Origin of the sequence: Pseudomonas sp. SG20052, from assembly GCF_031766055.1 — a bacterium.
In the GTDB taxonomy this organism is placed as follows: Bacteria; Pseudomonadota; Gammaproteobacteria; order Pseudomonadales; family Pseudomonadaceae; genus Aquipseudomonas; species Aquipseudomonas mandelii.
The window spans coordinates 5412250-5426086 of record NZ_CP134498.1; the positions used below are offsets into that span (position 1 = coordinate 5412250).

Annotated in this window: 13 protein-coding genes; 11 read left to right on the forward strand and 2 right to left on the reverse strand. The window is 60.7% G+C overall.

Going from position 1 to position 13837, the window contains the following annotated elements:
• Positions 1-155: 155 nt before the first annotated feature.
• Genes RHP74_RS24855 through RHP74_RS24865 form a run of 3 tightly spaced genes read left to right on the forward strand, consistent with a single transcriptional unit; the run spans position 156 to position 1856 of the window.
• Entirely contained in the window at positions 156-1076 is a 921-nt protein-coding gene (locus RHP74_RS24855; protein ID WP_083375844.1) for an arginase, read from the forward strand.
• Entirely contained in the window at positions 1073-1447 is a 375-nt protein-coding gene (locus tag RHP74_RS24860; RefSeq protein WP_311096539.1) for a transporter, read from the forward strand. The genes RHP74_RS24855 and RHP74_RS24860 overlap by 4 nt, the downstream gene beginning before the upstream one ends.
• A gap of 10 nt (positions 1448-1457) precedes the next feature.
• Positions 1458-1856, forward strand: a complete 399-nt coding sequence (locus RHP74_RS24865; protein ID WP_010457712.1) for a transporter — start codon at positions 1458-1460, stop codon at positions 1854-1856.
• A 154-nt stretch (positions 1857-2010) separates the two neighbouring features.
• Here the strand turns inward: RHP74_RS24865 and RHP74_RS24870 are convergent, their stop codons facing one another.
• A complete protein-coding gene (locus RHP74_RS24870) occupies positions 2011-2772 on the reverse strand; it encodes a MipA/OmpV family protein (protein ID WP_311096540.1) in 762 nt (253 codons plus the stop codon).
• A gap of 220 nt (positions 2773-2992) precedes the next feature.
• Here RHP74_RS24870 and RHP74_RS24875 point away from each other — a divergent pair, with 220 nt between their 5' ends.
• From RHP74_RS24875 to RHP74_RS24900, 6 genes are all read left to right on the forward strand, one after another.
• Positions 2993-3691, forward strand: coding sequence for an MtnX-like HAD-IB family phosphatase (locus RHP74_RS24875; protein WP_010457714.1), 699 nt, complete (start codon positions 2993-2995; stop codon positions 3689-3691).
• Positions 3684-5078 (forward strand): aspartate aminotransferase family protein, encoded by a 1395-nt coding sequence (locus RHP74_RS24880; RefSeq protein ID WP_010457715.1) that lies wholly within the window; start codon positions 3684-3686, stop codon positions 5076-5078. Before RHP74_RS24875 ends, RHP74_RS24880 begins: the two co-directional genes overlap by 8 nt.
• Positions 5075-5968, forward strand: a complete 894-nt coding sequence (locus tag RHP74_RS24885; protein WP_042932618.1) for a carboxylesterase — start codon at positions 5075-5077, stop codon at positions 5966-5968. The genes RHP74_RS24880 and RHP74_RS24885 overlap by 4 nt, the downstream gene beginning before the upstream one ends.
• Before the next feature lie 174 nt (positions 5969-6142).
• On the forward strand, positions 6143-7270 hold the full coding sequence (locus tag RHP74_RS24890; RefSeq protein ID WP_311096541.1) for a GNAT family N-acetyltransferase: 1128 nt from the start codon (positions 6143-6145) through the stop codon (positions 7268-7270).
• Positions 7267-9039, forward strand: a complete 1773-nt coding sequence (locus RHP74_RS24895) for an ATP-binding protein (RefSeq protein ID WP_311096542.1) — start codon at positions 7267-7269, stop codon at positions 9037-9039. Before RHP74_RS24890 ends, RHP74_RS24895 begins: the two co-directional genes overlap by 4 nt.
• Positions 9029-10417 carry a sigma-54 dependent transcriptional regulator gene (locus tag RHP74_RS24900; protein WP_311096543.1) on the forward strand — a complete coding sequence of 463 codons (1389 nt, stop codon included), beginning with the start codon at positions 9029-9031 and terminating at the stop codon, positions 10415-10417. The genes RHP74_RS24895 and RHP74_RS24900 overlap by 11 nt, the downstream gene beginning before the upstream one ends.
• Before the next feature lie 157 nt (positions 10418-10574).
• Here the strand turns inward: RHP74_RS24900 and RHP74_RS24905 are convergent, their stop codons facing one another.
• Complete coding sequence (locus tag RHP74_RS24905) at positions 10575-11240, reverse strand: DsbA family oxidoreductase (RefSeq protein ID WP_311096544.1); 666 nt, start codon at positions 11238-11240, stop codon at positions 10575-10577.
• Positions 11241-11774: 534 nt separating this feature from the next.
• On the opposite strand from RHP74_RS24905, the gene RHP74_RS24910 reads away from it, so the two are divergent.
• Together RHP74_RS24910 and RHP74_RS24915 are read left to right on the forward strand one after the other, a co-directional pair.
• Positions 11775-12134, forward strand: coding sequence for a DUF6124 family protein (locus tag RHP74_RS24910; RefSeq protein WP_311096545.1), 360 nt, complete (start codon positions 11775-11777; stop codon positions 12132-12134).
• Positions 12135-12416: 282 nt separating this feature from the next.
• Positions 12417-13748: an IS110 family transposase gene (locus RHP74_RS24915; protein WP_304875483.1), complete on the forward strand. Its 1332-nt coding sequence runs from the start codon at positions 12417-12419 to the stop codon at positions 13746-13748.
• Positions 13749-13837: the final 89 nt, after the last annotated feature.

A 13837-nucleotide genomic window follows, 5' to 3' on the forward strand; every position in this document is an offset into this window, starting at 1 on the left:
CAGCCCAGCGGGAGCAAGCTCCCTCGCCACAATGAATTTCAGTGCAGCAGACGGCTGGCCCGCCCCTTGCATTTACCCCCAAAAGCCCCCTCGGCCGGCGTTCATGATGGATGAAGCCGGTGTCTGGGAGGGTCTGCCAAGGGTGAATTGCGACCTTGAACATTTTAGATCTCGACCACAGCCTGACGGCCCAGGCGCCCATCTCGCGACTGCTGGAAAGCGGCCGTGCCAAACGCCTCGACTTGCTCGACCTCGGCCCGAAACTGCGGCTGTGGTCCAGCGAACGGACCTGGCGGCGGTTCGCCGAACGCTTGCAGCAACGGCCCCGGCACAGCGGCCCGCAACCGGAAATCTTCTTCGTCGGTTCCGGTGATTACCACCATCTGACCCCGGCATTTCTGACTGATTTGCCGGAGCCGGCAAGCCTGATCCACTTCGACAACCACCCCGACTGGGTCCGCTTCGCCCCCCGTCGGCATTGCGGTTCGTGGGTCAATCAGGCACTGAAACTGCCGAACATCCAGCGCATCGTCACCCTCGGCCCGTGCAGCGACGACCTGCAGAATCCACAGCTCAAGGGCGGCAATGTCCGGGCGCTCAAACGCGGCGTGTTGCAGCTGTTTCCGTGGCAGCGCCCGCCCTCGAAAGTGTGGGGCCGGGTCGGTGACGGCGCTGGCCATCGACAGCAGGAAAACCTGCTGCACTGGCGCAATCTGGCGGAGCTCGACTGGCCGGTGTTTCTCGAACAGATGATCGCCAGCCTGCCCACCCGCGCAGTGTGGATCACCCTCGACAAGGATGTATTGGCCTGCGAAGACGCGGCGACCAATTGGGACCAGGGCGGCATGCGCTTGAGCCACTTGCTGCAAGCCATCAGAGCCTTGGCGGCCAGCAAGCGAATCCTCGGCATCGACATCTGCGGTGAGTACGCCCGACCGGCCTTCAGCAACGCCCTCAAGCGCTGGGAAGCCAAATCGGACCAGCCCCCGGCCGAACGCTGGAGCGAAGCGGATCTGCTGCGCAACGCGACGACCAACCAGGCGTTGATCGATCTGTTCGAGGAGTTGTTTCCATGACCTTCACCGTGATTGTGCTGGTGGCGTTTTCCATTGTGCTGGACGTCATCGGCCAGCTCTGTTTCAAGCTCGGCCTGGATCGTTTACCAGAGCTCGAAGGCGGGTTTCGCCTGAATGCGTTCTGGGGCCAGGTATTCAACGCGCCGCTGCTGTGGTGCGGGATCGGCGCCTACGTAATCGAATTTTTCGTCTGGCTCGAAGCCCTGTCCCGGGCGCCGCTGAGCCTGTTGTTTCCAGCGGCGGCGCTGGCGTACTGCGGCGTGGTGCTGGCCGGCAAACTGATCCTCAGCGAGACCGTCAGCCGGCGGCGCTGGCTCGGCACTTTAGTGATTACGGCGGGCGTGATGCTCGTGTGTGTCACCCATGCATGAGGCAAAAGCGATGATCAGGAACAAGACCGACTGGCTGCATGAACGCCTCGGTACGGTGGTGCTGTGGGCGTTGTTGATCGGTTTTGAAAGCGCCGGCCAGATCGCCACCAAGGTCGGTGGAGACCAGCTGGGGCAGATGGATTTCAACCTGCAATGGCTGCTGGCTGTGGCGGTCAATCCCGGGGTGTGGTTTGCGATTGCCTGCTACATCGGGGCGTTTTTCGTGTGGATGCTGATCTTGCGGCGCAGCAGTCTGTCCTTGGCGTTCCCGCTGAGTTCGCTGGTGTTTGTCGGGGTGTTGCTCGGTTCGTGGCTGGGGCTGGGCGAGCAGATCAGCGTGCTGCACTGGGTGGGGGTGGCGGTGATCATGGGGGGGATTGCGTTGCTGGCCGAAGGCGAAGAAACCTGAAAATCACCGCAATTCCTGTGGCGAGGGAGCTTGCTCCCGTTCGGCTGCGCAGCAGTCGTAAAACAGGCTGGCGAGGTATTTCTGGAAGAATGACTTGCCAAGTTTGGGGGCCGCTTCGCGACCCGGCGGGAGCAAGCTCCCTCGCCACAAGTGCTTAGTTGAACTTGTAGGCCAGTGCCGCCTGCACTTCCCCTTGGTTGGTCTCACCGAGCTCTTTGACAAGGCTGCTGTCCGCCGCGGAACCCGTCAGGTGAACCCAGCTCGCGCTGGTCAACAACGACCACTGCGGCGCCAGCGGAAACTCGAAACTCTGAGTCAACGCCACATTCTGCAAACCACCGCCCGCGTTGTACGGCCGAATCCCCGAGGCTTGTGACTCATTGGCACTGACGCCGAAGAACGTCTGACTCTGCCGCGCATCCGCAAAATGCGCGGTCAGACCGGAGCTGCCAATCACCCCGCCACCCAGTGGATAACCCACCTCCCCGCCAACACGCCCCAACACCCCGCCCTGGCCGCCGCGCCCTCCAACCGCTTGCCCGACCGAGGCAAACACCCGCCAGAAATCAGCCGGCGCGTACTGCACAAAGCCCCCCACCTCGCCCATGTCCGGCACATCGCGCAACCCCTGCAGTTCGCCGTTGGACGTGCGCCCCGGCAGGTAATTCACGAACGGTCCGGCGCTGAAACCCTTGGTGTTCAGCGCGTCCCAGGTCAGCCCGTCGTCCGTACTGAGGCTGACATCGCCCCAATCCAGATCGAGGTAAGGCACCGGCCGGGTTTCGTAGCGGCTACCGGTCGGATCGTGGGGCTGATAGCTGAGGCCAGCCCCCGCCTCACCGGTGATGCCGTCCGCTGAAACGCTGCCCGAAAGGCACGTCAGCGCGGCAAATAGAGCAACAGTAATCCTCGACATGAGGCCATTCCTTGAACTGGATGTGCGCGCATCAATCCCCGAATCGCCCCTCTCGCGCAAGCACTCATGTTGTTTGTAGCGACCTACAAAAATTGTAGCTTCACCGCCATCCACACCCGCCTGAACCCCAGCCCCGCTGGGCCAAACCCGGTTGGCACAGTCCCTGCTCTACCCCCTTGGCAAGCGCAAACAGCGCCTCCTGCCAAGATAGGTACAACAGATGATTGACTGGCATATCGTGTGTGATTTCGACGGGACCATCACCCGCACCGACGTGATCGACAGCATCCTCCAACGGTTCGCCGACCCGAGCTGGGAAGCGATCGAAAACGAGTGGCTGGCGGGTGACATCGGTTCCCGTGAATGCCTCAGCCGCCAGCTCTCGCTGGTCAAGGCCACACCGGGCGAACTGCTCGGGTTCTTCGACACCATCGAGATCGACCCGGACTTCCCTGACTTCGTCGACCACGTCATCGGCCTCGGCGCTTCCCTTGAAGTGGTCAGCGACGGCATCGAGCAAGGCATTGCACGGATCCTGGCGCGCCACTACGTCAGCCTTTTGCCGATCCTCGCCAACCGCCTGCGGCAGCTCGACCACCAGAGCTGGCGCATCGACTTCCCTCACGCAAGCGATGCCTGCCGCGCCGCGTCCGGCAACTGCAAATGCAAATCCACCCCCAGCGCCAAACGGGTGCTGGTGATCGGCGACGGTCAGTCCGACATGTGCGTGGCCGCTACCGCCGATTTCGTATTCGCCAAGGATCGCCTGGCCGAGCACTGCGAGCGCAACGGCATCGCCTACGCCCGCTTCGACAGCTTCGCCGATCTGCCTGCGTTGCTCGCCCTGCTGCCAAGCGCCAGCGCCGCCAACGCCACCTCTTTCAACGTAGAAACACAGGAACGCTTCCATCATGTCTGATATTCGAATCGCCACACCTGAAGACCAGGTCCTTCTGGATAAAGAAGCCAAGTACTGCTCCTACGGCGACACCGTTCACTACATCGATCCGCCGCGCATTTTCAGCCGCTGCGAAGGTTCCTACGTCTGGGACACCGAAGACCAGGCCTACCTCGACCTGCAAATGTGGTACTCGGCGGTCAACTTCGGTTATGCCAACCCGCGCCTGAACAATGCGCTGAAACAGCAGATAGACACCCTGCCGCAGATTGCCAGCCAGTACCTGCACAAGGGCAAGATCGAGCTCTCGGAAATGATCGCCGTGGACGCGAAAAAGAAGTTCGGCCTCGACGGCCGGGTGCACTTCAACGTCGGCGGTTCGCAGTCCATCGAGGACTCGCTGAAAGTCGTGCGTAACGCCACCAATGGCAAAAGCCTGATGTTCGCCTTCGAGGGCGGTTACCACGGTCGCACCCTCGGTGCGTCGTCGATCACCTCCAGCTACCGCTATCGCCGCCGCTACGGCCACTTCGGCGAGCGCGCCAATTTCATCCCGTTCCCGTATCACTTCCGGGGCCCGAAAGGCATGACCAAGGAAGAGTACGGCAGCCATTGCGTGCAGCAATTCGCCCGCCTGTTCGAGACCGAATACAACGGCGTCTGGGACCCGAAAGTCGGCCAGAGCGAATACGCCGCGTTCTACGTCGAGCCGATCCAGGGCACCGGCGGTTACGTGATTCCGCCGATGAATTTCTACAGCGAACTCAAGCATGTGCTGGACCAGCACGGCATTTTAATGGTGGTCGATGAAATCCAGATGGGCTTCTGGCGCACCGGCAAGCTGTGGTCGATTGAGCACTTCGATGTCAAACCGGACGTCATCGTCTTCGGTAAAGCCTTGACCAACGGTCTCAACCCATTGGGCGGCATCTGGGCCAGGGAAGAGCTGATCAACCCGAAAATCTTTCCGCCAGGCTCGACCCACTCGACCTTCGCCTCCAATCCGCTGGGCACGGCGGTCGGCCTGGAAATGTTCAAGATGACCAGCGAAGTCGATTACGGCAAGAGGGTCATGAACAAGGGCAAATACTTCCTCGAAGGCTTGAAAGACTTGCAGAAACGCTACCCGATCATCGGCGACGTCGATGGCCTGGGCCTGGCACTGCGTTGTGAAATCTGCGGGCCGGACGGCTTTACGCCGGACAAGGCAACGCTCGACTTCATGGTCGAAGAAGGCATGAAAGGTGACATCGAAATTGACGGCAAACGCTTGGGCCTGATCCTCGATGTGGGCGGTTACTACAAGAACGTGATCACCCTCGCGCCGTCGCTGGAAATCAGCTACCCGGAGATCGACCTCGGCATCGCGCTGCTCGACCGTCTGCTTGATCGGGCGATGAAACGATGAACCCCTCTTTTTCAAGGGCAGACGAGATCGACATGGGCGAAGGCAGCGCCGGTTTCGTTCTCGGCAACGGCGAGGTCGCGGTGTTGTTGATCCACGGCCTCACCGGCACGCCGACCGAATTGCGACGGGTCGCGATGGGCCTGGCCAAGGCCGGCTGCACGGTCTATGTGCCGACCCTGGCCGGCCACTGCGGGGACAACGCCGACCTGCAAGCCACCGGTTGGCACGACTGGTACGAGAGCGCGCGCAACACCTTTGTTGGTGTGCGACGCAAGCATGAGCATGTGTTCGTCGGTGGCTTGTCGATGGGCGCGGTGCTGGCGATGTACCTGGCGGCCGAGCATCCGGGGCAGATCAAAGGCTTGCTGCTGTATTCGACCACCCTGCGCTACGACGGCTGGAACATGCCTTGGGTCGCCAAACTGAGCAGCCTGGTGATGTCGATTCCGTTTGGCGTGCACCTGTGCCGCTTCAACGAAAAATCACCGTTCGGCATCAAGGACGAACGTTTGCGCGCCATTGTCGAACGGCAGATGAAGGCCGGTGAAAGCGCCAATGCCGGATTGCTGACCATGTCCGGCGTGAGTGTCCGGGAACTGCATCGATTGGTGGCCGCGGTGAAAAAGCGCATGCCGCAGATCACTACCCAGGCGCTGGTGCTGCACTCACGGGAAGACGACATCACCAGCCGCTGGAACGCCGACTATGTCGAACGCAAACTCGGCGGCCCGGTAGTGAAAGTCCTGCTCGACGATTGCTATCACATGATCACCGTCGACCTGCAATACCGCCGGGTCGTGGAGCTGAGCGCGGACTTCATCCAGCACCGGTTCATGCAACAAGTCACCGCCCCGCAACCCATGCGCCAGGACTATCGGCAACTGGCCTGAACACATTTGAAGAAGCTACGCATGCCCACCCTGTTACCCACCATGGCAGCCGTCCCCCAATCCCTGTAGGAGCGAGCCTGCTCGCGATGCACTCAAGAGCGCCGCGTTTCTCCTGTAACCCCACGTTATCGTTAACGACCATTGCGAGCAGGCCCGCTCCTACAAGGAAACGAAGTGATCACTGCCCTTGCCTATTCAACCATCGAAGCCATCGACCGCAGTGCCTGGAATGCCTGTTTCCCCGGCGAACTGGAGGACTGGGATTATTACCGGGCCGTTGAACAGGCAGGCATTGCGGATTTCCGGTGGCGCTATCTGGCGCTGTACGAAGACGAGGTGTTGGTCGCGGCGGCAGTGGCATTCACTACCGCGTATTCGCTGGACACCACGGTTCAGGGACCGGGTAAACGCGTCACCGAACAGTTGCGCCGCTGGTGGCCGGGGCTGTTGGACGTCCGCTTGTACGCCCTCGGTTCGCCGGTGGCCGAGCAATGCCATGTGGGGACCGCACGCCAGATCGACCCCGCACGGCGTCCGGCCTTGCTTGAGCAATTGTTAATCCTGGCGCGCAACGACGCCGACCAGGCCGGAATCGGTCTGCTGGCGGTCAAGGACGCGTCCCATCGCGATCCACAGTGGTTGCAGGTGTGCCAGGCGGCCGGTCTGCAAAGCATGCCCGGCCTGCCCAGCGCCGAACTGCCGATCCGTTTTGGCTCCGTGGACGCTTACCTCGGCACGCTCGGCAAATCCACCCGTAAAGACCTGCGCCGCACGTTGCGCGGGCAAGGTCCGCGTATCGAATGGCGGCGCACTGTGGAAGACCTGCTCCCACACATGATGGCGCTTTACGAAGCCACCCTTTCACGCAGCGACCTGACCTTTGAACGCTTGCCATCGGACTACTTCCGCCAGGTCCTCGAATACCTCGATGAACGCGCCGCGTGCGTGCTGTACTGGGTCGGCGATGAGCTGGTAGCGTTCAACCTCGTGCTGCTGGACGAGCAACGCCTGGTCGACAAATTCTTCGCCCATGACCTGACCCGAACCCGCGAGCACAATCTGTACGTGCGCAGCTGGCTGGCCAATGTCGACTACTGTATTGAACACGGCATCCCGATCTACACGTGCGGTCAGGCCGGCTATGCCAGTAAGCTGCGCCTGGGTTGCTCGTTCACCGGCAACACCGTGTTTTTCCGCCATCGCAACCGAGTGCTCGACGGTCTGTTGCGACTGGTGAAAATGTTCATTCGACCGGACCGCTCCGACCCTGCCATGGCTGCTGCATTAAGCGAAACTTCATGATCAAAAACCGCCCCGCCACCGCCCGACCTTTCGCCCTCTCCGGCTGGAGCCTGCAGCGCAAACTGGTGTTGGCGTTCTGGCTGGTCAGCGTGATTCCGACCATGATCGCCGCAGAACTGGCGGCCACCACCCTGTCGCAGATTTTCGACAGCAACGTGCGGATCTGGCTGCAGGAATCGACCCAGATCGTCGAGGACGAGATCACCGAGATCCGCCGGGATAACGCCCGGGCCGCGCAGTTGTTCCTGCGCTACACCCGCCCGCCGACGGACCGGTTATCGAGCAAGCACGACAAACTGACCACCGACATCGCCGATTCCATGGGTATCGACGTGGTGGCGCTGGTGCGCAACAGCGATCACAAAGTGGTGTTCAGCACCGCCGCCGATGACATCGTCCGGCAAATCAGCACCGAGTCCAAGGCGTTGTTGCAGACCCTGCAAGTTGGCGGCATCCCCACCGGCACGGTGGTCTCGACCTTCGAGACCGATCAGGACGGCATCGACTACAAACTGGTGATCGCCACCTATCTGGACAGTAGTTTCCTCACCAGCGTCGCCGATGTGCACTCCCTCGACCTGCGCCTGTACCTGGCCAAGGCCGATGACTTCTCGGAGATCTTTTCCACCCAGCGCTTCGAAGATCACCCGGCGGCGGTACCGGAAAAAATCGAACAGACCCTGCGCAGCACCAAGCAGCCGATTGAACAATTCACCAATCGCTACAGCGGCATCTACCGGCCGATCCTCAATGAAAGCGGTGAGCTGCAAGGCGTGATTTTCAGCGGTCTGCTGCGCCACACCAGCCTGGTCGGGCTGGTGAACCAGAGCAACCTGTTCATCCTGATTTTCCTGCTCAGCTCGGCGGCGTCCCTGGCGGTCGGCTGGATTGTTTCGCAACGCCTGACCAAGCCGTTGCGCGGGTTGTCCAAAGGCGTGCAAGCGGTGATTGCCGGGGATTACCGCCAACGCCTGGCGGTCACCGGCGGCGACGAACTGGCGGAATTGAGCAGCACCTTCAACCACATGAGCGAACGCCTCGGCGAGTTACAGCACCTGGAATCGCAACTGCGCCGCCGCGACCGTCTGCATGCCCTGGGTGAAGTCGCCATGGGCCTGGCCCATGAAATCCGCAACCCGCTGGGCATCATCAAGACCGCCACGCAACTGCTGCACCGGCGCGCCGATTTGCCCGAGACCGACAAGCGTCACCTGGAATACGTGGTCAGTGAAGTCAGCCGCATCAACGACCTGATCACCGATTTCCTCGACTTCGCCAAGCCCAGCGCGCCGATGCGTTCGACCCAGGCGGCGCGACCGCTGGTGGATGACCTGATCGGCTTCTGCGCCCCGGAGCTGGCCAGCCATAACATCGATGTGCACATCGACGATCAGGCCCCCGGCGCGACCCTTCATGTCGACGCGCGGCAACTCAAGCAGGCCGGCCTGAACCTGATCGTCAACGCCATCGACGCCATGCCCGACGGTGGACGGCTGACCGTGGCGATCAGCAGCGAATCGCCGTACACCGTAATCAGCATCAGCGACACCGGCCAGGGCATCGAACCGGATATGCTCGAACGGATCTTCACGCCGTTCGTCACCACCAAGGCTTCGGGTACCGGCCTGGGGCTGGCGAAGGTGTTCTCGATCATGGAAGGTCATGACGGGCGCATCGAATGCGTCAGTGAAAAAGATGCCGGGACCACCTTCACGCTGTACATTCCGGCCAACGGTGAAGACTTCGACGAGGGCAGCGATGACACATAACGTACTGGTGGTGGATGACGAGCCCAAGCTCTGCGACCTGCTGGCATCGGCCCTGGGTCAGAACGGCATCCAGGTGTTCATCGCCGGCAACGGCTTGCACGCGCTCAAGGTGCTGGAGTGCGAGGACATCGACCTGGTGATCAGCGACTGGCGCATGCCCGGCATGGACGGCCCGCAGTTGCTGGCGGAAATCAAAAGCCGTTTTCCGCAGCTGCCGGTGATCGTCATGACCGCCTACAGCACGGTGAAAAACGCCGTGCAGTCGATGCGCAACGGCGCCTTCGACTACATCGCCAAGCCGTTCGACATCGACGAACTGGACATCACCGTCAGCAAGGCCCTGCAATTTCGCGACATCCTCAAAGACAACCAGCGCATGCGCGCCGAGCTCGATGAGCATCAGCAGATCGACAGCCTGATCGGCGACAGCCCGAGTTTTCGCCGGGTGCTGCACGCCATCGATTCCGTGCGCGAAAGCAACGCGACGATTCTGCTGACCGGCGAAAGCGGCACCGGCAAGGAAATGGTCGCCCGGGCGATCCACAAACACGGTAACCGCGCTGACAAACCGTTTGTGGCGGTGAACTGTGCGGCGATCCCGGAAGGGTTGCTGGAAAGCGAAATGTTCGGTCACCGCAAAGGCGCGTTTACCGGCGCCGTGGCGGATCGCGTCGGGCGCTTCATGCAGGCTGACAAAGGCACGTTGTTCCTTGATGAAATCGGCGAAATGCCGCTGGCCTTGCAGGCGAAAATCCTCCGGGCCTTGCAGGAACGGGTGATCGAGCCGGTGGGCGATCCGCGCGAGCGCAAGGTCGATGTGCGGGTGATTGCCGCGACCAACAAGAACCTGCTGGACGCGGTGGCCAACAAGGAGTTTCGCGAGGACCTTTATTACCGCCTCAATGTGTTCCCGATTCCCTTGCCGGCCCTGCGCGAACGTGTGGAAGACATCGCGCCGCTGGCCAGGCATTTTGCTCACACCCTGGGCGCCACGGCAGGCAAGCGTTTTACCGGATTCAGCGCGGAAGCCTTGCAGGCCATGGCCCATTATTCGTGGCCAGGGAATATTCGTGAGCTGCAGAACTGCGTGGAACGAGCGACGATTGTCGCGTCGGGGGCGGTGATTGAAGAGGAAGATTTGCCGGCGTATCTGTTTGCCTCAAATGCCGGCACCAGCGGTGCGCTGGTCACCGAAGGCAGCGTGCCGGCGGATCTGGAAGCCGCGTTGGCGGAGGTCGAGAAGGCTTACATTCTGGCGGCGCTGGCGCAGAGCAATGGTGTACAGGCTGCGGCGGCGCAGTTGATCGGGATCTCCGAGCGCAGCTTCTGGTATCGCCTGAAGAAACTGGGCATCCATGTCGACAAAATCGTCAGGTAACCGCTCCCCCTGTGGCGAGGGAGCTTGCTCCCGCTCGGCTGCGCAGCAGTCGTAAATCCAGCGAATGCGGTCTGCCTGGCTACAACGGTGCTGACATTGGGGCCGCTTCGCAGCCCAGCGGGAGCAAGCTCCCTCGCCACAGAAGCACTCCCGGTAATTAGCTCACGGTCCCGCCCTTCGATTCACTCATGATCTGCCGAATCGCCCCGACAAAGGTCTCGACCGGCTGCCCGCCCGTCACCGCGTACTGCCCGTTGAACACCACCGTCGGCACCGAACTCACCCCGCGCGACAGCCACAACTGCTCTTCTTCGAGCACCTCTTTGGCAAATTCATCGGACGCCAGAATCGCCTCCGCCCGCTGCCGATCCAGCCCCACGCTTTCAGCCATCAGCGCCAACTGCTTGTGATCCGACGGATTGCCGCCCTCAGTGAAATACGCCTTGAACAGCGCTTCCTTCAGATTGAACTGCAACCCTTCCAACCCTGCCCAAAACAACAACCGATGCGCATCAAAGGTGTTGTAGATGCGGCTGTTGCCATCAGTGCGAAACGCGAACCCGACCTCGGCGCCACGGGCGCGGATCATCTCGCGGTTCTTCTGCGACTGCTCCGGGGTCGAGCCGTACTTTTCAGTGATGTGTTCGGTGATGTTCTGCCCTTTCGGCCCCATTTTCGGGTTCAGTTCGAACGGCTGGAAACGGATCTCGGCCTGGACCTCATCGCCCAGCAAATCCAGGGCCCGGGTCAGGCCATACAGACCGACCACGCACCATGGGCAGGACACGTCGCTGACGAAATCGATTTTCAGGGGGGTACTCATCATTCACCTCGCAGGCTTGGATCGCGCGGAAAGCTGGAACAATACACCCGAAGACTGGCGCGCGCAGGTCCCTTGTAGGAGTGAGCCTGCTCGCGATTGCGGTCTGACATTCAACATTGATGTTGACTGATACACCGCCATCGCGAGCAGGCTCACTCCTACAGGGATCGGGGGTGTTTGGGAGGGGGTGTTTAGTTCTGTTTAAGGTTACTTCCTGAAAGCTACAGCGCCTTGCGCCGTCGCCTACAACAACGTCAGAATCCGCTGGCTTGTGCGCCTGGGTGGCCGTCGGTAACTTGGTTCGTGTCACTGATTCCCAGTGATCGGGTTTAGTAGCCCGGCTAATACGCTTACGGTTGCACAAGTGTCATCCCGTCAGGTTTTCACCTGCACTTGATGGTAGCTGTGCGCATGGCGCCCTCGGGCGCGCCGGGTTTTGGGCGTATTTTACCGGTCTACTAACTTGCGCACAGCTGCCACCCCTCCGTTTAGTAGCGAGACAGGTTGCGGCTCTACTATTAGGAAAAATACCCCATGTTCAAAATTACTCCGAACCCACCGGAAACCGACGACGTCTCCCCCTACGAAACCCCGGACTCCAAAAAACTCAACGAAGCCGCCGACCGCGCCCTCGATTACTACCTCAAACCGGTCATCCCCAAAGACACCCCACGCCGGCCGAGCACCATCTACATCATCGCCCCCGACATCGATCAAGAAACCCTGCTGGCCAACGCCTGCGAATCCCTGGCGTCAGCGAGCGTGATGCTGAGTGATTTCGCCGGGTTGCTGGAAGGCCCGCAGCGCAACACTGTGCTGGGCATTCAGCAGTCCGTCATGCTGGGTGAACTGGCGGTGAACCGGATGCTGGATAACTTCGTTCCATCGACATAACTCGACTGGAGTGAGGCGCTTTTGTGGCGAGGGAGGCCCCGCGCCGTCTTCGACGCCGCGCTGTCGCGCAGCAAACAGGTTCATCGTAAAGTTTGAAGAACGCGCGCGGGGCAAAGGCCGTAACCAGCACTGGTGTGACAGCACCCGAGAGGGAGAGTGGCCTGCACGGTATCGGCGTGGAGTCGCTGACGGCATGGCGTAAGCCATGACCTCGTATAAGAGAGTGAATCCGTTCGCCACCGTGTACCCCGCGCGCGTTGTTCAATCCTGCGAGGAATTGTCATGGCGCGCAAGAACCAAAAGCGTTTTGAGATTATCCATCATCACTGTGCCGGCATTGATGTCGGCCTTCGCGAACACTGGGTCGCCGTGGATTCAGGGCGATGTGATTCACCTGTTCGTCAATTCTCCACCTTCACCGACGACTTGATTGCTTTGGCCGACTGGCTCCAGTCACTGAACATCAACGTGGTGGCCATGGAGGCGACGGGGGTCTACTGGATCCCCCTTTTCGAAGTGCTGGATGCACGCGGATTCGAGGTTTACCTCGTCAACTCGCGCGCCACCCGGCAGACCTCAGGTCGCAAGTCCGATGTGCTCGACTGCCAGTGGATTTGGCAGCTCATGACCCATGGTCTGCTCAGCGGTGCGTTTCGCCCTTCGGATGAAATCTGCTCAATGCGCTCTCTGGTCCGTCAGCGAGCCAATAAAGTCTGCGATCAAGCCAAGTCCATCAATCGCATGCAAAAAGCCTTGAGCCAGATGAACATCCAGCTGGCCCAAGTCATCAGCGATATCACCGGGGTGACGGGCCTGAAGATTTTGCGGGCTATTGTCGGCGGCGAGCGTAACCCTGAACAACTCGCAACGATGAAAGACGGGCGCATCAAGGCAGATCAGGCGACCATTGCCCGCAGTTTGCATGGCAACTGGCGAGCCGAGCACTTGCATGCTCTGAGTCAGGAATTGGCCTGCCATGACTTTCTGGAAACCCAGATCGCCGAGTGTGACCGGGCCATCGCCCAGGCACTTGAGCGACTACCTGTTCTTGAGCATGAACCAGTGGCACCCGGCAAGCCGCTGCGCAGCCCGCACCGCTCGACCGACCAACAGCAAGCGTTGCACCGGGCATTGAACAAGGTAATGGGTGTGGACCTGACGGCTATTCCCACCATCGGGATTGATACGGCGCTGGTATTAGCCAGTGAATTGGGGCCGGATTTGTCACGTTTTCCCACCTCTCAGCACTTTTGTTCCTGGCTGGGCGTGGCACCGCCTACGCGGATATCAGGAGGTAAACCGCTTCCAGGGAAAGCACCGAAAATCATTAATCGAGCAGCTCAAGCGCTTAAGCAAGCGGCTTCCAATGGGCGACAGGACAAGAGTTTCATCGGCGCCAGCCACCGCGCCCGCCTGACGCGGATGGACACCCGTTGCGCGATCAAAGCCACCGCACACCAATTGGCGCGGCTGATTTACGCCATGCTGACCAAGGGGCAGCCCTATGTTGAGAAGGGAATTGAAGAGTTTGAAGAAAAAAGCCGCAGCCGACAGCTGCGCGCTCTGGAGCGAAAAGCGCGCAAGCTAGGCATGCAACTGGTCAAAGCAGCATGATTTTTCAAGAGCAAAAACAATGGGTTATTTTTTGTTTGATAAGAGCTTGCTCCCGCTCGGCTGCGCAGCAGTCGTAAAACCGGCCAATG